Source organism: Marinomonas dokdonensis (assembly GCF_052747885.1).
Genome location: NZ_JBRAND010000004.1, coordinates 376,417 through 395,385 on the forward strand (window position 1 = coordinate 376,417; position 18,969 = coordinate 395,385).

The window sequence follows — 18,969 nt, forward strand, 5'->3', positions numbered from 1 at the left end:
TAGTAACGCTTAGCAAATACTGTTATGGCTGCTTTTCACAGGTTTTAACACCTTCAGGTATTTGGTACCAGTCTTGCTTTTCACTGGTCCAAATATGAATAGCAGGATTCAGGATGCTGGTGTCTTCAAGTGTTGAAGGCTTCAGCTTGATACTGTCCGGCTCAGCAGGATTATAATGGTATAAGCGGTTACCACAATTAGTACAAAACTTTGCGGCGCTGATATTACCACTGTCTGCTGGGCGTTTCCATTCGGCCATTTCACCTTGAAAGCGAATATTTTTACTGTCTACAAAGGCTGTTAAGCTGAAAGCGCTCGTTGAAAGTTTTTGACATTCACGGCAGTGACAAGCTGCCACCATAGCTGGGGCGGCTAATAACTCATAAGTCACTTGTCCACACTGACAAGCGCCTTTAATAGGATATTTGGCTTCACTCATTAGGTCTTCTCACATCGTCATTGAACATGTTGTAACTACGCAGCTTATTAAGCTAATCGGTAAATTATTACACCTTAGAGCAGAGTTAGGTTCAACAAACTTTGCATAAAAAATGCAGCACTTAGGCTGCATTTTTTAATCTAAATACATTCGGTGCTATTTTTCAGCACGACCTGCAAATTTACGCTCTTCCACGTTAACCTTGATGCGGTCACCCGTAGAAATATGCTCTGGTACTTGAACCGTTGCTCCAGTTGAAAGTACTGCAGGCTTTGTTCTAGACGTGGCTGAAGCACCTTTGATAGATGGATCAGTTTCAACCACTTCCAATTCCACATTGGTGGGCATATCCAACGCAACAGGCGAGTCGCTGACCAAAATCACCTGGATGCCTGTGGTTTCTTCATTAATGAAGAGCACTTCTTCCTCAATGGAGGCCTTATTCAAATTGTAAGGTGTGTAGTCTTCTGTATCCATAAAGACATATTCTTCACCATCCAAATAAGAAAACATCGCTGGACGACGCACAAGATCAGCCAGATTGATCATGTCTGAATCTTTAAAGGTCTCATCCACTTTTCTGCCTGTTACCACATCGTACATACGCATGCGATATAGGCTCCCACCAGCACGACCTTGAGGCACAGAACGCTCAATATCTTTTACGATAAAGGTCTTACCATCATAATCTATGGCAACATTTTTTTTAATTTCAGACGCTTTTGGCATTCTCTATATCCTGATAAAAACCATTAAAAATACACACTCAATCCAAGTTTAAGTGTGTCGTCTAGTGTAGCTGAAAAAATGCCTTTGTCATCTAGACTTCACCCTTAAATATCACCAATTAATCCTCAGCTTTCATAGACGCACTGGCCATAATTTGATGCAGAGGATATAACACATCAGCGCCTAAAATTTTAGCTCGCTCAGGCGACCAACCCACGATTTCATCGGGTAAGTTTTGGTTATCTTTAAAGGGCATCTCTAAGGTTAACGCCAAGCAACGGTAAGTCTCCCCTACCCATTTGGTTGCCACCGTTAAGTTCGCTTCACCAAATTGATCCGGGGTATAGCCAATCTCTGTTTGAAAGTCTGGGCTAACCGCACAAAAAGCATCTTTGAAAATACTTTCCATAGTGGCCATTCGCTCATCAAAAGATGGCACACCCTGACAACCGTCCACAAAATTGACGGGCAAAGCTTCATCACCATGTATATCTAAGAAGACATCTACACCTGTTTCAGCCATTTTTTTCTGTACGGCCAGAACTTCTGGGCTGAACTCTTTGCTCGGATTTTTCCACTCGCGGTTTAAGTTCACGCCCTTGGAGTTCACTCTGAGATTACCGTGCACTCCACCGTCTGGATTCATATTGGGGACAACGTAAAAGCGACACTGGTTCAGTAATGATCTTGCAATAGGGTGAGACTCATCAAACAAACGTTCTAACAGGCCTTCGACAAACCATTCTGCCATTGTTTCGCCAGGATGTTGACGGGCAATGATCCAGACATTCTTGGCTAAACCCTGAGTTTTACTTATCTCTAAAAGCGTAATATCACGGCCTTCAGCGGTTTCACCGATATGATCGGTAATACAATCTTCATGGCTGGCCGCCCAAGCCAGCATGTCTAAATGGCGCTCATAGCTGTAAGGGGCAAAATAGGCATAGTAGACACTGTCTTGTTCTGGCTGATGATGAATAACCAACTTGCCGTCTTTGTATTCAGTAGGCACTCGGAACCAATATTCCCGGTCATAAGAGGCCACAGCCTGATAATCTACCCAACCATCTGGATAAGCGGCCTGGCTGGCATTCTCAAAATGAATAACACATTGTTCGCCCATTCCGCCTTGTAAACGAAAATAAAACCACTGTAGGAATTTAGAGTTTGTATCGTTAGGGATTTTTACTCTAATATTGTCGGGTTCCGTCGCGTCAATAACGGAAATATTACCGCCATCAAATTCACTACTAATCTTGATTCGGCTGGTCATTCATTTATTCCTTACACTTAAATTGTGATTCTATATTATGGCAAGTTTACCTATATTCATAACGGCTGTCGCTAATTCTTCCGACGAGCCAGCTTTCCCATTACTCTTTACTTGGTCTACACACACAGCACAGGTAAAAGAAGTATTAGTCATCCCTGATGATGCCTGGTTGGAAGATCACTCAATAGAATCAAACCCATTAGATTTAGACGAACAACAGCTCTATGAATTTGGCTTTGAAGCCAGTGACATTTTAGCAGAATGGATTAACGAATTTGATACGGATGTGGTGTATGCACTCGAACCAGAGACAATATCGCCTCTCATTGAAGCCACGTATGATGCTAAAGGTTTAGAGCCAAGTTTTGAGGTGCAAAGCATTTATACTTGGTTTGAAGAGCGAGATGTGCAATTAGATGAGGTGGTCAATGACATGGGAATCCATACCCCTTTACACCTTTTGCCACCGGACGAACTGATCATGCAGTTGTTGCAAATCGCCGCAGACCATGAACTTATCGATCCTGCCGACATAGAACAGGAATAAGGCCTTTCCTTGAGAGGAATCGGCAAATTTGGATACCCTAGCAACAGGGTACCCAAATAAAACGACTTATTGATAAGTACCACGCGCTGGACGTTCGTTCTCAATGGTAAAAATCATACCGTCTAGTAATTCCGCAAGATCCGGTCGTGCTGCAGGACCATTCGATAGCGCCACAATTTGTACACTACCATCAGGACGTAGACAGAATACGGCAGGTTCAGAAAATGGACCATCCGCTTCGTTGGCACTCAATGGCTCACTGATATAGACGCCTAACTTTTTCATTTCATCAATGCTCAGCTCACAAGCGATTGGGAAGGTCCAGTTAAACTCAGCAACATCCAGCTGAGCTTTGGTTTGAGAATCTGCAGAGACAGTCATGATATCAAAGCCAGCATCTGCCCAAGCCTGTTGTTGCTGCTCTAAAATGTTTAAGTATTTTTTACAGCGTCCGCAATGCTTGCCGCGATAAACAATCACCAATTGCCATTTACCATTGGCTTCACCTACAGTGATTTGCTCTCCAGTCGCTACAGATTTTGCAGTAAAGGTTGGAAACGCCATTCCTGCATCAATTTTCTGACTAGCCATCTACTCATCTCCGATATTCTAATTATTGAATTTTGAGTGTCACAAATAATCATACAATAGTCACTGTAAATATTTTAACTTGTGAATTACTTCCTTGATCTACTAAAAGCACTACTTAAATAAACACTTCTTTAGTTCACGAGCCATGCTTTATTTAGTAGTCTCTGTCCTCCATTTACTATTGTGATTAGCTCTACACTATGCGCCTCGTACTTGCTTTAATCTTGCTGATTATTTTTTCCACCCATGCCCATTCGGCTCCCGACTTTGCAGCGATAAAACAACATGCAGAATTGTCAAACGGTACTTATTTAGATGATGAAGCACTTAGAGAAACACTCGAAAAGAGTCAACGTACACTGGTGCATCAAGCGACCTTTACAAACTCTCAGGTAAGCTTTTTCCTAAGCACAAATGACGACATACAAACCATCGCCATTCGCGGCACCGCCAATCTTGAAAACGTTATGCTGAACCTTAATCTCGCGTTGCAAACAGACGCCACATTAGAGATCAGCTTGCATCAAGGCTTTGCCAGTGCCGCTCGGGCGGTTTATCAAGAGGTTCAACCCTACTTAGTTGATGGCAAGCCAATCACTACTACAGGTCATAGCTTGGGAGGCGCCATCGCCGTCATTTTAGCCATGTATCTTGAACAGGATGGCTACAATTTACAGCAGGTCATTACCTTTGGTCAGCCCAAGGTAACCAATGTGACTGGCGCTAAAAAGTTTATCGCCCTCCCCCTGCTACGAGTCGTGACGCCAGAAGATATAGTGCCGCTGGTGCCGCCTATCAGCCCTTTGCAGATCACCAATCTTGATATATTTTGGCACATGGGGGATGAGGTAATTTTACAAGGAAACAATCAGTATGCGCTTACAACAGGCATAAAAAGCATGCTACGGGCCACAAAATTCGGCAGTAGCATTCCTAGTGAAAAGAACTTAATAGCACATAAAATGGTGACATACCTTGCTAAGCTCAATGAATTTCAGCAAGAGCCTAAAGAAGTGACCTACAAGACAGACATCAATGTTTTTGGCTTTACACTAGATTAGCCTTAGTGGAAAGCCATGGCCTCTAGAGTAGTCTAGAGACGTAGACCTATTGGCAAACTTTCCCCTAATAAGGCATTTAGCTCATCATCATTGATTTCATCCACGCTGTTTAAACGCTCTAACCACTGACTTGGGCATTTATCTTTCTTAAGTTTGTTGGCCACTTTTTTACGATATGCCGGCATTTTATCGGTTTCATCAAGACAAACTTGGGACATCAAAACAGCGGCTAAGCCAGCTTGTTTACGCTTTTTCCAATCTTCTTTTAGACAAGCATCTAGAATAGGGTAAAGCTCTGTTTCAGGCAGTTTGACAGCACTTTGCCCTGAGAGTAAATGTCTGGAAGCCAAACGCCCAACACTCCACCATGCGGTATCTGGTTCAGACGATTTGTTTAATCGTTTGAGCAAACAAGCCAATAAAGCTTGCTTATCTTCAAGCGCCAAAGCCTCCAAAGCCCCCACCAAGCGAATAAGATCGTCGCTAGATCGAGTCGTTAGCGCTTTCATCTTTTCACGCGAACGCTGCCCTGCTGGCGAGTAGAATTGATTAAACTCTTTTAATAGCGCCTGCTGACCCATAACACTTAGACCACCAGCGATACGCCTGTACAGTGTCCAGTACTGTCCCCATACTGGCGCAGAATCATGCAGTGCCCCTGCTTTGGTCAACTTAATAACCTGTTCTACCCGAGGTTTATCTGCGGCATCACCACAGCCGGGGCGCAAACAAAACCCAACTAACTGTAGCCATTGGCGTTCATGGACAGGAGACTTACTGCGGCCTGACTTAAGGCTCAGCAACTTATCAACCAAGCGCCTTGAAGTGGCTAGATTCCATGTATCACGGCTTCCCAACAGCTGATCTAAATCTTGTTTTAAGGATTTCACTAAATCAGGAAATTGTTTCTGCCCAACATTAGAGAAACACTTCATCAAGTGTTCTTCTGCGGCGCCGGTATTGGCATGCAGTAACTCTTCTTGGGATGAAGAAGCCAACTCTTGTTTTGCTTGTGTAGAAAAATCTAACTGCCATTGGTCATTAGAATCCCTTGCCACAAGGCTGACCTGCAACACACCCACTTCGGTAAGCTGGGCGCTCACTTGCACCGCCACCTGTTCATCTTGGCATTGACTATCGAGTTCAGTAGTTAGATTCGACACAAAATGCATGCCTGAAGCGTCATGAAGTGCCCCAGGAAGGCATTCGATGGAATCATCAGCGCGGTATAAAGGGAATTGTACGGGTTCACCCACAGCCACATAAAATGTCTGCTCTAGGGTAATCGCTTGGGCACTATGGGTTCCTTTCGGTAAAATACCCACAAACTGATCATCAGCCAATTGTAGATATAAACTATGAGCAGCCCCACTTTCTATGCCCTTACCCTCACCTGCTAGAGCACTTAGGTACAAGGCGGCACCTTTCGCCACTGCTGAATTAGGCTCTGGCGCTAAACAACTCAGTAAAGGATGGTCAGACCATGACGTCAGTTGATCAAGAAAGCGCTGTTTTAAGATTTGGCTGTTAAACAGACCACCGTTAAATAACACAGCATCTGGCATACTATGGCCTGTGGCCGCAACAATCACTGATTGGTGCTGGGTCAAAAAGGCCCCAAGATGTCGAGTGAAGGCAGCATCCGCTTCGTAAGGCAAGCCTAGTGTATGCATACCATAGCTACTTTTCACGACCTTATCGCTGAGGGTCACGTTAGGCAAAAAACCTGTTTCCACCTGTTCGAGTAAGGCCTGCTGATACACATCAAACTTTTGCGAACCGCCAATTAAACGGCGACCGCCACCCAGCACAGTAATACTGACTTTTTCAGGAGCATTCGCAGCTAACAACTGCTCTTTCGCTTGGCGTGTTTGCTGTACCAGAGCGGCAAGTCGACTGGTAGACAACGCAGATATTTGCTGAGGGTCTAACTGGAAAGCAAGGGCTTGATCAAGATTATCGCCCCCTAGTAAAAGGTGATCTCCAACCGCAATACGCTTCAGAGTAATCTCACCCGTTTGAGTATTAGATGGTTTTATTTCTACTAAACTGAAATCGCTTGTGCCGCCACCAATATCCACCACTAAGAGCATTTTTTTATCGGCAATCGCAGCCAATTTGGCGTCATCATTCATATAATAATAACAAGCTGCCTGAGGCTCTTCTAATAGGTATAAATGTTTCAACCCTGCTAGCTTCGCCGCTTCCAGAGTCAAAGCACGGGCTTCTTCATCAAAGGAAGCTGGCAGCGTCAAAGCCACTTCTTGCTCTTCCAATAAGGCCTCTGGGAATTGCTGATTCCAACTTGCACGAATATGCGCCAGCAAGATTTTACTGGCTTGCAACGGGCTAAGTTTTTGGCCGTTTTCACTGCCCCAAGGCAGAATTTTTGCTCTTCTATCGACCTTACTATGACTTAGCCAACTCTTAGCACTTTGTACCAGTTGATCCGCACGTCGTTGACCTAACGCCAATGCGCCACTGCCCACAATACAAGCGAGATTATCGTAGGCTGTCTTTGTCCAAGGTAAAACGGTCGAAGGCGTTTCATCTTCTGCCAATAGATAAATAGCACTGGGCAGATAGTCAAACTCCTGCACCGAATTATCCGCCATCACTTGCGGCATCGATAATAACAGAGGTTCTGTTACTCCCGCTGAAAGGTAAGAAACCACACAGTTCGTAGTGCCTAAATCAATACCCACTCGATAGCTATTTGGTGACATTAAGACTCCCTAACTAAAAACTCAATTGTCCAACTTAGATCCGATTGACTGTCGTGAGCTTGCAACAACAGCAAACCAAGCTCTGTCACTTGCGCGGTTAAGTAAACGCGCACCATGTCGCCCGCTTGATAATGTCCCGCTTCTAAACTTACTGACAAAGGGCTCAATTCCAATAGCTTGCCAATAGCGAAAGAACTAATCACCTTGCCGATATTATCGGTTTCACCGTCCTGGGATTGGAAGAATCGAAATGTCACCTTTTCCCCAACGACCAAAGAAAATTCATTGGGCAACATTAGCTCACTTGAACCTTCTTCCAAGCCAAACGGCGCAACACATAAAGCATCGACAGGTGTTGGCATACCAGGTATAGCCGGCATAGGACTGGCGACACCAATATAGTAATTAGCCGCTAGACCACTTTTCACCTTAATGCCGCCCTCGGCTTGAGTCTGAGCATAAAAGGTTGCGCCTTTGGCCACCGCATAGTCCAAATGACTTGGCACCAGCATAACTGGAGATATGTCCTCAAGAAGCTGTGCTAATTGAGCTTCAATACGCTGACGAATCATGCTTGCATTAAAGACACCACCATTGAGCAATACTTTGCTTGGCTTGGCATCATGCTGGGCTAAGAATTCGCTGATATGACGTGTGATCGCAGGATCGGTTTCATAATCTAGGTTAATGGTGCTGAAACCACTACGAGTCGTTTTTTGAGCGTGCTCACCATAATTAACTTCAGGAAAAAAGCCTTGTAGTAGTAGAGTTTCTACATCTGTTTGAGTAAGCGTTGCTTTAATGCTGTTATTGAATAAGCTACGGCCACGGCTGGGTACCACCACACTCACTTCAGCGAGGGAAGCATCAGCTAACAAACGTTCTTTTGCTTGTCGGCAAGCTTGAGTTAAACCACTAACCTGCCAAGCTTCCAGTTGCGTCCCAGACTGAGCCAGTTGTGCAGCAAGATGATAACTAAGGGTCATATCCATGTTATCGCCACCGAGCAGGATGTGGCGACCCACAGCGACACGCTCAAGCCCTAGCGCACCGTCTTTCTCAACCGCTTGAATCAAGGACAGATCGGTTGTACCACCACCCACATCCACGACCAAAACCTGATCATCAACCGTGAGTTTATCTGCCCAGTTAGATTGATCCCCTAACCAGGCATAAAACGCCGCCAACGGCTCTTCAATTAAGCGCGCACGCAGCCCTAATTGTTGCGCGACTTGTTCTGTCGCAACCCTTGCCGCTGGATCAAAAGAAGCGGGGACTGTGATCACTACTTCTTGGTCTGCCATCGCAGCTTCTGGAAAGGCAAGGTGCCAAGCCTGAACCAAATGCTCTAGCAAGGCTTGAGTAATATACTGGGGAGAGACTTTAGCAACCTCGTCTAAAGCGTCTATTGGTAAAACCGCTTCATCGACTGACACACTTGCATGGCACAACCAGCTTTTTGCACTTTGCACCATACGCCCAGAAGATTTTGCTCCCAACTCGCGGGCGAATTGACCAATCACACTGGAGGCTTTCCCCCAAGGTAGTTGCAAATCACTTTCTAGAAATTCTGTTTTATGAGGGTAATAAACAAATGACGGCAATAATGCCAATTCATCCACCTGCCCTGGAGCAACCAATTGAGGAATTTTTAAAGGTTTAATTTGTCCTGCATCGTCACCATTTTTAGCAGAATAAAACACAGCCGAATGCGTGGTACCGAGGTCGATACCAATAAAATACTGACTCATGATTACACCTCGACTTGGGCAGGAGCAATAATGTGCAAACGATCGGTTCGACTTACTTTTGGCAATCGAATGTCCGTCACCTGCCAACCGGGATGCACTAGCGTACCCTGATAAGGACCTTCGCCAGTGACGCGACCTTCCAGTTTGATCTGGCTATTGTCGTAATCGGCTGCCACTTCTATGCGGCTGTTTTCCGGGCTATGGTTCACTACTTCAAGCGTAAAATGCCCAGACAAGACTTTGGCACAACCTTTATGGATTTGACGAGCAGCAGCCCCCACATCGCTATCACTGTAGTCATCAATACTTTCTTGTAAGAAATCGATGAAACGAGCTTCTTGCTGTAGAAGCTGTAGTAGATGCAATGCACCATCTGTATTGACTGTGTCTAATACGGGTGCTGGCACTTCAATCTCACGGATAACTTCTACTGTCTCCGTAATAACTTTTGCGTCAACTTCTTTGGCCAATAGCTCGCCATGGCTTAGCTGCTGACAACGGGCCGCATATTGACCATCACCAAGGTATTTAAAAAATTGCCCAAATGCGCCCGCAAAGCGAGCGGCAAAGGATACAGGTTTAATTTCACTACTCATAACTTACCCATTCTGCATTTCTTCAAGCTCAAGCCACCTTTCCATAGTGTTCTCAAGTTGTTGTTCTTTTTCAGCCATTTTGGCCAACGTATCTTGTACTTGTTGCGCATCACCTGCGTAAAAATCCGCCCCAGCTGTGATTTCTTGCAAAGCTGCCACTTCGCTTTCAAGACTGGCAATCAACTCTGGCATACCATCAAACTCTCGTTGCAACTTATAACTCAACTTAGCTTTTGGTTTAGGTGCCGTTTTTTGTTCTACCGGTGCTTTTGGCGTTTCAGCAACGACACTGGGTTTTGCAGTCTTTACATCATCGGTCTGAGAGGTAGATTCACTTGGGAATTTACCACCTTGTCGAATCCAGTCTTGATAACCACCAACGTATTCGCGTACACAGCCTTGCCCTTCAAAAGCAATCACACTGGTAACAACGTTGTCTAGGAATGCCCTGTCGTGGCTAACTAACAGCAAGGTGCCGTCATAATTCATTAGCAGCTCTTCCAACAACTCTAGAGTTTCCACATCGAGATCATTGGTCGGTTCATCCATCACCAACAAGTTAGCAGGTTTGGTAAACAGCTTGGCTAACAAAACTCGGTTTCTTTCACCACCAGACAATGCTTTAACTGGGGTACGAGCTCTTTCTGGGGGAAATAGGAAGTCGCCTAGGTAGCCGATCACATGCTTGTTCTGGCCATTGATTTCAATGGTTTCTTTGCCTTCGCCAACGTTCTCAGCAACCGTTTGTTCAGGATCGAGTTGCTCCCTAAGCTGATCAAAATATGCGACTTTAAGCTTGGTACCTATACGCACAGCTCCTTCAGCCGGCTCAAGTTGGCCCAGTAAAATCTTCAAGAAGGTACTTTTACCACAACCATTAGGACCAATCAGTCCGATGCGGTCGCCTCTTGAAACCACAAGGTCCATGGGCTGCAAAATAACTTTGTCGTCAAACGCATGAGCAACCTGAGTGAATTCAGCCACCATTTTGCCTGATTTTTCTTTGCTCTCAATGGCCATTTTGGCATTGCCTTGACGGTTAATACGCTCTGAACGTTCAACGCGTAAAGCTTTCAATGCTCGAACTCGGCCTTCGTTACGGGTACGACGCGCTTTAATACCTTGGCGAATCCACACCTCTTCTTCCGCTAGGCGCTTATCAAACAAAGCATTAGCACGTTCTTCTTCCTCTAGCAGTTTTTCTTTAAACACTAAGAATTCATTAATATTACCGCTGAACGACAATAAATTACCGCGATCAAGCTCAACAATACGGTTAGCCAGCTTTTCAAGAAAACGACGGTCATGGGTAATAAATAGGATCAAACCACGGAATTGCTGGAGTTGTTGTTCCATCCATTCAATGGTGGGTACGTCCAAGTGGTTGGTTGGCTCGTCCAGTAACAATACATCAGGGTTAGAAATCAGCGCTTGTGCGAGTATCACTCGGCGGCGCCAGCCCCCTGACAACTCAGACATTAATTTCTCAGCCGGCAGTGCCAATCGCTGCACCATGTGATTCACACGTTGTTCGAGATCCCAACCTTGAATTTTGTCTAACTCTACTTGAATGTCTCCAAGCTCATTACTGTGATCTGTGTCTAGATCTTCCAGTAATTTGTAGTAACGAGACATAAGTTCATGCGCTTTACCTGCCCCTTCACTTACCACTTCACGCACTGTTTTCTCATTGGCATCAGGTAACTCTTGAGGCAATTGTGCTAAGCGCATGCCTCCTTCTAAACGCACCACACCTTCATCGGCGACTTGTTCGCCAGAGATAATTTTAAGTAAGGTAGATTTACCGGCGCCGTTGCGACCTATGATGGCAACCCTTTCACCAGCGTTTGCAGAAAAACTAATTTTTGAAAGCAAAGGATTGTGTCCGAATGCAACACTCACCTGCTCTAATGACAATAGACTCATATCTATCCAAATAATGTAAAAATTTTGTGGCGGTATATTAGCATTCTTCCTAACACAGATTCAGCAATTACCCGCACATAATCACAAAAAGTCCTTTGCATGGACCGCCGTATAAATGTGCAAACAATTTGATAAAAATTCCACTTAGCCGCACATAAATGGCTAATGCTTGTGTTATCTTACAAGACATAAAGTTAAATTTTTCTCAGCTAAGTTAATGTCACATTAGCCGTATACTTGAAAGTGGAGTATTGAATGGAATTAAAAAATAAAATAGGCCCAATCACGGCAGTGGTGGTTACCGGTGTTGCAATATTATGGATGGCGACAGGTGACAATGGTTTAACAACCGCCCCTTCACAGACAAACCAAAGCGCCACGACAGACACTCAAGTCAGTACTGCAAAAGCAGAATCAAAACCCAGCTATTCCGTTCAAGCGCAAACAATAACTGCTCGCCCAATACAATTGCACCTTCCACTTAGTGGAAAAACACTTGCAAATGAAACCCTTGAATTAAGAAACACCTTCCAAGGCCGTGTCGTACAACTTTTCGCCGACAAAGGTGACACAATCACCGAAGGGCGTTCTATTCTAAAAATCGATACCAGAGTGTTAGCCAGTCAAACTGAAGAGGCTAAATTAATTCTTAAGCAAAGAACGCTAGAGTTCGAAGGTATTAAGAAACTTTCCTCGAGCAACTACAGCACTCGGGTTAACCTTGCTCAAGCCGATGCTAATTTAGCCACCGCAAGAGCTAATTATCAGTCTTTGTTAATTGACTTAGAAAACGCCAATCTAACGGCACCATTCACTGGCGTGCTAAACACCTTAAACGTGCAAAAAGGCGCTTTTCTGACCAACGACGCTTCCGTAGGCACCTTGGTTTCTCTTGACCCTATTAGAGTTCAAGTAAACATACCGCAAAATAAAGTCAGCAAAATTGATCTGGGCACACTAGCAGATGTGACCTTCGAATCTGGTAGAAGTGCTGAAGGCACAGTGTCTTATATTAGCACCACAGCTAATGAGGCAAGTCGTACCATTAGTGTGGAAATACTCGTCGACAACCCTGATTACAAAATACCAGCTGGACTCTCTGCAAATGTTGATTTCTTGTTAGAGGATCAAAAAGCCCAAGCATTTTCACCTGCCCTGTTAACCCTTGATGACAGTGGCAACACCGCTGTCAAGGTTTTGGATGTCGACAACATTGTTACCCTCATGCCTGTGGAAATTGTGAAATCTGAGCGGGACAAAGTATGGGTGACCGGATTACCCGATAACATCAATATCATTACCGTGGGCCAAGGCTTTGTTTCGCCAGGCGATAAAGTAAACGCTCATTATCAAGACTAAGGATAAATCCGATGCAAAAAGTTATTGAAGCGGCCCTAGCGCGCTCAAGAACCGTCATGATGTTCTTTGTGTTGATACTCATCGCTGGTACGGTTTCTTATATTGAGATCGCCAAAGAAAGTAACCCTGACATCACCATTCCGATGGCTTATGTGTCAGTTTCTTTAGAAGGCATTTCGCCTGAAGATGCAGACAGCTTGCTGGTTCATCCTCTTGAAAAAGAGCTTAAAGGCTTAGAGGGACTAAAGGAATTGCGTTCCACCGCCTCGGAAGGTCATGCGTCGATTATTCTTGAGTTTGATTCTGGTACAGATATCGATCAAGCCATTATCGATGCCCAAGAAAAGGTAGACCGAGCCAAAAGTGAACTGCCTGATGACGCAGACGAACCCACGGTTAATGAAATCAACCTGTCGACTTTTCCTGTTTTGCGAGTGAACTTATCTGGCAATGTTGACTTTGCAGTTTTGAGCCAAGTTGCCAATAACCTTCAAGACGCTATAGAAGCGACAACCGGTGTATTAGAAGCCGCTATTAGTGGCGACAGAGATCAGCAAGCACAGATCATCATCCGCCCAGAACAGCTTGAAGCTTACAACTTATCTCTATCAGATGTTGCCAGCTTTGTGGCCAACAATAACCGTCTTGTGGCCGCGGGTAACTTAGACACAGGCGCAGGTAAGTTTGCGTTAAAAGTTCCTGGGCTGTTAAAAACCAAAGAAGACATCTTAAACCTTCCAATTAAGGTAAGTGGTGACGATGTGGTGCTTCTTGGTGATATCGCCACCGGCGAGCTTACTTTTGAAGACGCCACCAGCTATGCGAGAACAGCCGGTCAGCGAAGCATCACCCTGGCAGTATCCAAACGAGTTGGCGCTAATATAATCGAAACCATAGAGAGTGTTAAAAATGTTGTCGCCGAGCAAAGTCAATATTGGCCAGAAGGCGTTCAATATCAGCTCACAGAAGACCAATCTAAAGAAATTGAAACTTCCCTGAACGATCTCTTTAATAATGTGCTGGCGGCTACTTTGTTAGTCATGATCGTTATTGTTTGGGCGCTTGGCATTCGCAGCGCATTTTTAGTGGGCATAGCCATTCCGGGCGCTTTCCTATCTGGCATTCTGTTACTGGACATACAAGGCTACACCATCAATATGGTGGTACTGTTTGCGCTGATACTAAGTGTGGGTATGTTGGTGGATGGCGCCATTGTGGTCACTGAATACGCTGACCGAAAACTGGCTGAAGGTGCTTCCAAGCAGCAAGCCTACAGTGAAGCGGCTAAACGCATGGCCTGGCCCATAACCGCTTCTACAGCAACAACACTTGCAGTATTTATGCCTCTGCTATTCTGGCCAGACATTGTTGGTGAGTTCATGCGCTATATGCCCATCACCATCATAGCTACTTTGGCCTCTTCATTAGTCATGGCGCTAATCGTTATCCCAACGATCGGCTCCATCATAGGTAAGAAAGGCGCCTATTCAGACAAAATGCTCAACACCTTACGCATTACCGAAACGGGTGATTTAAGCTTACTTAAAGGCCCCTCAGGCTTCTATAGCCGCTTATTAGCTCGATTAGTTGAGCGTCCAGTCTGGGTATTACTTTTCACCATAGCTTTGATGATCAGTATTTTTATCAGTTACGGTAAGTTTGGTAAGGGTGTAGAGTTTTTCCCCAATGTAGAACCTGAAGCCGCCAGCCTTGATATCCGTGCCCGCGGGGATTTATCCCTGAACGAAAAAGATCAGCTCGTTAAACAAGTTGAGCAACAAGTACTTGGCTTCCCAGGCCTGAAAAGTACGGTTGTGTCTGTCTATTCAACACCTGGTAATAACGCCGCCACAGACAGTATCGGCACCATGAGTTTGGAGTTTACCGACTGGTATAGCCGTGAGCCTGCCAGTATTATCTTAGATAAGATCCGAGCCAGAACCAATCAAATCCCGGGCATTGAAGTAAGCTCTGAGGTGCAACAAGGCGGACCTCAATCCGGTGCAGATATTCAATTGCAACTTAGTTCGAATTTCACCGAGGCCTTAAATATCGCTGCGGATAAAATCAGTGCTGAACTGCTCGCTCGTGATGAAATTATCACGGTCAGTGATAACCGTTCATTGCCCGGCATTGAATGGCGAATAGACATTGATCGTGCCCAAGCCAGTCTCTATGGGGTAGATGTCAACATGCTTGGCAATGTCACTAAGCTGGTTACGACAGGTATTACGTTAAGTGACTTTTTACCAGAAGGCGCTGATGACAAAATCGATATTGTGCTCCGCTACCCGGTTGAGCAGAGAAATCTAGAGCAATTGGATCAACTACAAATTCCGACTGCCCAAGGCAGCATCCCAGCCAGTAACTTTATTCACCGCTATGCTGCGCCGAAACAAGGGGTAGTAAATCGAACAGATGGCAAAAAGACTGTGACGATTGAAGCGGATGTTAGAGATGGGCTGGTTGTCGATGAGGTCATTAAAGTTATCAAAGCTCAACTCGATGCCTCTCATTTAGGGGATAATGTATCCTATGAGTTCCGTGGTAATACCGAAGATCAACAGGAATCTATGATTTTTTTGATGAAAGCCTTTGGTGTGGCTTTCTTTATCATGGCGATTATTCTTGTGACTCAGTTCAATAACTTCTTCCAATGTCTATTGATTCTGAGTGCGGTTATATTTTCTACCATGGGGGTATTTATTGGCTTAATGGCCAAAGGCGAACCTTTTGGCGTGGTTATGAGTGGTGTTGGTGTCATTGCTTTGGCGGGCATAGTGGTCAACAACAACATTGTATTGATTGACACCTTTAATAGCCTACGTAAGCAAGGCATGTTGGTGCGTGAAGCGGCCATTCGTACAGGGGTACAACGCTTGAGACCGGTTATGTTAACCACTATCACCACCATACTGGGGTTATTACCTATGGTGTTCCAGCTCAATATTGACCTAACTCACCAAGCAATGAGTGTCGGCGCGCCTTCGGCTCAATGGTGGACCCAGCTATCAACTGCCATTGTTGGCGGACTCACCTTTGCGACACCTTTAACACTGATACTGACTCCTTGCCTACTGGTATTGGGGTATCGTAAAAAGGAAAAAGCTCAGCTTGAATCCATTCACTTTGAGTAAGGCATAAAAAAACCCTCAATGTTTGGCTTAACCAAGCATTGAGGGTTATTTGAGCTAAGTTATTCTAGCTAAAGAAACTAATCTAGTTGGCCTAACGCTTGCTCAACATCCGCAATAATATCGTCAATATCTTCTAAACCAACCGATACCCTAACTAAGCCTTCAGCAATACCTGCCTTTTGCTTTTCTTCATCCGTTAAGCGTCCATGGGTAGTGGTAGCAGGATGGGTCACCAAGGTTTTGGTATCGCCCAAGTTACCGGTAATCGACATAAGCTTAGTGCTATTAATAAAGCGCCAAGCCGAATCGCGTCCACCTTCTAGCTCAAAAGATAACAGACCACCAAAGTCTTTTTGCTGTTGTTTCGCCAGCTCATGATACTTATGACTCGGTAAACCACCATAATTTACCTTCTTCACTTTCTCGTGCGCTTCCAGGTATTGCGCCAACTTAATGGCATTGGCTGAATGGGCCGTCATACGCAGAGACAAGGTCTCTAAACCATTGAGCAAGACCCAAGCATTGAAAGGGCTCATGCAAGGCCCAGCACTGCGCATAAAGGCAGTGAAAACATCAACGATTTCTTGGCTAGCAATAAGCGCCCCACCCAAACAACGACCTTGGCCATCGATGAACTTGGTAGCGGACTGCATAACGATATCCGCGCCCTGTGTCAGAGGGTTTTGCAATGCAGGGGTTGCCAAAACCGTATCAACACAAAGCAAAGCACCTTTGTCATGTGCTAATTGTGACACTTTCGCCACATCAACCACTTCGTAAAGTGGATTAGAAGGTGTTTCAAAATAGCAAAGGCTTGTTTTATCTGTAATGGCCTCTTCCCATGCGGCATAGTCAGTCGCATCCACATAGACCACTTCAACACCAAACTTAACCGTATAGGTGTTAAAAAACTTCACGGTAGAGCCAAAGATATTGCGGGAACAAACCACACGATCGCCAGCACTTAGTAAGCTATAAGCCAGTGTCATAAGCGCTGCCATGCCAGAACTGGTTGCAATGGCGGCCTCACCCTTCTCTAAGCTGGCTAAACGCTTTTCAAACAAACTTACGGTTGGGTTAGTAAAGCGGGAATACACATTACCATCATCATCGCCAGAAAACTTACCAGCAGCCTCTTCAGCGCTGGCATAGGCAAAACTAGAGGTCATGAAAATAGCTTCACTATTTTCTTGTTCTTGGGTTTGCGCGACACCTGCGTGAATGGCATTTGTCGCATCTTTAAAATTCGACATTTTTTATCCTTAAATACTCACTGAACGTTGAATGCATACTTTTACTTTAGTCGAGATTACATTGGGTGCATCATATCGCTAGATGCCGTCACTTCAACATTCGTTTTATTGGTATCGTTACGGCTACCTTCTAAGTTGGCTAGATAGTCTGCATCAATGTTGCCAGCAATGTAGGTTGCATCAAAAACTGAGGTATCGAATTCACGTACATCAGAGTGTTTCTCATCAATACAAGCTTCAATCAGATCATCCAAATCTTGGAAAATGAGCTTATCAGCGCCGATCAGTTCACAGATATCATCTACATTGCGATTATGTGCAATCAATTCGTGGGCAGCTGGCATATCGATACCATAAACATTTGGATAACGCACTTCAGGCGCAGCGGAGGCGATATACACCTTCTTAGCACCTGCCTCGCGGGCCATTTCAATGATTTCTTTACTGGTCGTACCACGAACAATCGAGTCATCTACCAAAAGCACGGTTTTATCTTTGAATTCAAATGGCACAGGATTAAGTTTTTGGCGTACAGATTTTTTACGTACCGCTTGTCCGGGCATAATAAAAGTACGGCCAATGTAGCGGTTTTTCACCAGGCCTTCACGGAATGGAATTCCAAGAGTCTGTGCGATCTGTAGTGCTGCTGTACGGCTGGTATCCGGAATTGGAATGACCACATCAATATCATGATCTTGCCATTCACGCTGAATTTTTTCAGCCAGACGGTCACCCATGTTAATACGCGCTTTATAAACCGAGATACTATCAATAACAGTATCTGGACGCGCAAAATAAACGTATTCAAACAAACAAGGGCGTGGTACTTTTTTAGGCGTGCATTGACGCATGTGGACCTTGTGATTGACATCTAAAAAAATGGCTTCTCCCGGCTGAATATCGCGCTCTACTTTAAAGCCTGCAGCATCTAATGCCACGCTTTCAGAAGCAACCATGTACTCAATGCCCTGCTCTGTTTCACGTGATCCATAAATCAATGGACGAATACCATCTGGGTCACGAAAAGCAAGAATGCCATAGCCAGTAATGAGAGCGGCTACCGCATAACCACCTTCGATACGCTGATAAACACGCTCTAGCGCATTAAAGATGTCATCGGGAGTTGGTACCAATTTACCTTCTTCGTGTAACTCATGAGCCAATACGTTTACCAGCACTTCAGAATCCGAAGTAGTATTGATATGGCGTAAATCAGACTCAAACACTTCACGTTTCAACTTCGCTGTATTGGTAAGGTTACCATTGTGAGCGAGTGAAATGCCGTAAGGAGAGTTTACATAGAAAGGTTGAGCTTCAGCAGAGCTTGAAGTGCCTGCTGTTGGGTAGCGAACATGGCCAATACCAATATTCCCAAGTAGTTTTTTCATGTGACGTGTACGAAACACTTCACTGACAGGACCATTGTCTTTACGTAAACATAAACGTCCATTATGGCTTGTGACCATACCCGCAGCATCCTGCCCACGATGCTGAAGAAGCGTTAACGCATCAAAAATTGCTTGGTTAACTATAGACGTGCCTACGACACCAACGATACCACACATGTTCTAGATCCTCGTA

At 44.9% G+C, this 18,969-nt stretch carries 14 protein-coding genes; 4 read left to right on the forward strand and 10 right to left on the reverse strand.

Going from position 1 to position 18,969, the window contains the following annotated elements; translation table 11 throughout:
• Window positions 1-22: 22 nt before the first annotated feature.
• From ACUM5Y_RS12610 to ACUM5Y_RS12620, 3 genes are all read right to left on the reverse strand, one after another.
• Window positions 23-439, reverse strand: coding sequence for a GFA family protein (locus tag ACUM5Y_RS12610; RefSeq protein ID WP_445977227.1), 417 nt, complete (start codon window positions 437-439; stop codon window positions 23-25).
• Window positions 440-595: 156 nt separating this feature from the next.
• On the reverse strand, window positions 596-1,168 hold the full coding sequence (efpL, locus tag ACUM5Y_RS12615) for an elongation factor P-like protein EfpL (RefSeq protein WP_445977228.1): 573 nt from the start codon (window positions 1,166-1,168) through the stop codon (window positions 596-598).
• 118 nt (window positions 1,169-1,286) lie between these two features.
• The gene (locus tag ACUM5Y_RS12620) at window positions 1,287-2,441 is read right to left on the reverse strand and encodes a M14 family metallopeptidase (protein ID WP_445977229.1); all 1,155 of its coding nucleotides are present in this window, start codon (window positions 2,439-2,441) and stop codon (window positions 1,287-1,289) included.
• Window positions 2,442-2,478: 37 nt separating this feature from the next.
• On the opposite strand from ACUM5Y_RS12620, the gene ACUM5Y_RS12625 reads away from it, so the two are divergent.
• Window positions 2,479-2,988: a hypothetical protein gene (locus tag ACUM5Y_RS12625; RefSeq protein WP_445977230.1), complete on the forward strand. Its 510-nt coding sequence runs from the start codon at window positions 2,479-2,481 to the stop codon at window positions 2,986-2,988.
• A 66-nt stretch (window positions 2,989-3,054) separates the two neighbouring features.
• Here the strand turns inward: ACUM5Y_RS12625 and ACUM5Y_RS12630 are convergent, their stop codons facing one another.
• Window positions 3,055-3,579 (reverse strand): redoxin domain-containing protein, encoded by a 525-nt coding sequence (locus ACUM5Y_RS12630; protein ID WP_445977231.1) that lies wholly within the window; start codon window positions 3,577-3,579, stop codon window positions 3,055-3,057.
• 200 nt (window positions 3,580-3,779) lie between these two features.
• Between ACUM5Y_RS12630 and ACUM5Y_RS12635 the strand changes: the two genes are divergently transcribed.
• The gene (locus tag ACUM5Y_RS12635) at window positions 3,780-4,640 is read left to right on the forward strand and encodes a lipase family protein (RefSeq protein ID WP_445977232.1); all 861 of its coding nucleotides are present in this window, start codon (window positions 3,780-3,782) and stop codon (window positions 4,638-4,640) included.
• 32 nt (window positions 4,641-4,672) lie between these two features.
• Here ACUM5Y_RS12635 and ACUM5Y_RS12640 read toward each other — a convergent pair whose 3' ends face one another.
• From ACUM5Y_RS12640 to ACUM5Y_RS12655, 4 genes are read right to left on the reverse strand one after another with little or no spacing between them, the layout of a single operon-like run.
• Window positions 4,673-7,366 (reverse strand): hsp70 family protein, encoded by a 2,694-nt coding sequence (locus ACUM5Y_RS12640; RefSeq protein ID WP_445977233.1) that lies wholly within the window; start codon window positions 7,364-7,366, stop codon window positions 4,673-4,675.
• On the reverse strand, window positions 7,366-9,117 hold the full coding sequence (locus ACUM5Y_RS12645) for an Hsp70 family protein (protein ID WP_445977234.1): 1,752 nt from the start codon (window positions 9,115-9,117) through the stop codon (window positions 7,366-7,368). Before ACUM5Y_RS12645 ends, ACUM5Y_RS12640 begins: the two co-directional genes overlap by 1 nt.
• A 2-nt stretch (window positions 9,118-9,119) precedes the next feature.
• Entirely contained in the window at window positions 9,120-9,713 is a 594-nt protein-coding gene (locus tag ACUM5Y_RS12650; protein ID WP_445977235.1) for a DUF2760 domain-containing protein, read from the reverse strand.
• 3 nt (window positions 9,714-9,716) lie between these two features.
• Complete coding sequence (locus tag ACUM5Y_RS12655; RefSeq protein WP_445977236.1) at window positions 9,717-11,639, reverse strand: ATP-binding cassette domain-containing protein; 1,923 nt, start codon at window positions 11,637-11,639, stop codon at window positions 9,717-9,719.
• 255 nt (window positions 11,640-11,894) lie between these two features.
• Here ACUM5Y_RS12655 and ACUM5Y_RS12660 point away from each other — a divergent pair, with 255 nt between their 5' ends.
• The gene (locus tag ACUM5Y_RS12660; RefSeq protein WP_445977237.1) at window positions 11,895-12,998 is read left to right on the forward strand and encodes an efflux RND transporter periplasmic adaptor subunit; all 1,104 of its coding nucleotides are present in this window, start codon (window positions 11,895-11,897) and stop codon (window positions 12,996-12,998) included.
• Between the two features lie 11 nt (window positions 12,999-13,009).
• Window positions 13,010-16,135: an efflux RND transporter permease subunit gene (locus ACUM5Y_RS12665; RefSeq protein WP_445977238.1), complete on the forward strand. Its 3,126-nt coding sequence runs from the start codon at window positions 13,010-13,012 to the stop codon at window positions 16,133-16,135.
• Between the two features lie 77 nt (window positions 16,136-16,212).
• Here ACUM5Y_RS12665 and ACUM5Y_RS12670 read toward each other — a convergent pair whose 3' ends face one another.
• Complete coding sequence (locus ACUM5Y_RS12670) at window positions 16,213-17,388, reverse strand: O-succinylhomoserine sulfhydrylase (RefSeq protein WP_445977239.1); 1,176 nt, start codon at window positions 17,386-17,388, stop codon at window positions 16,213-16,215.
• 56 nt (window positions 17,389-17,444) lie between these two features.
• Window positions 17,445-18,953 carry an amidophosphoribosyltransferase gene (purF, locus tag ACUM5Y_RS12675; protein ID WP_445977240.1) on the reverse strand — a complete coding sequence of 503 codons (1,509 nt, stop codon included), beginning with the start codon at window positions 18,951-18,953 and terminating at the stop codon, window positions 17,445-17,447.
• Window positions 18,954-18,969: the final 16 nt, after the last annotated feature.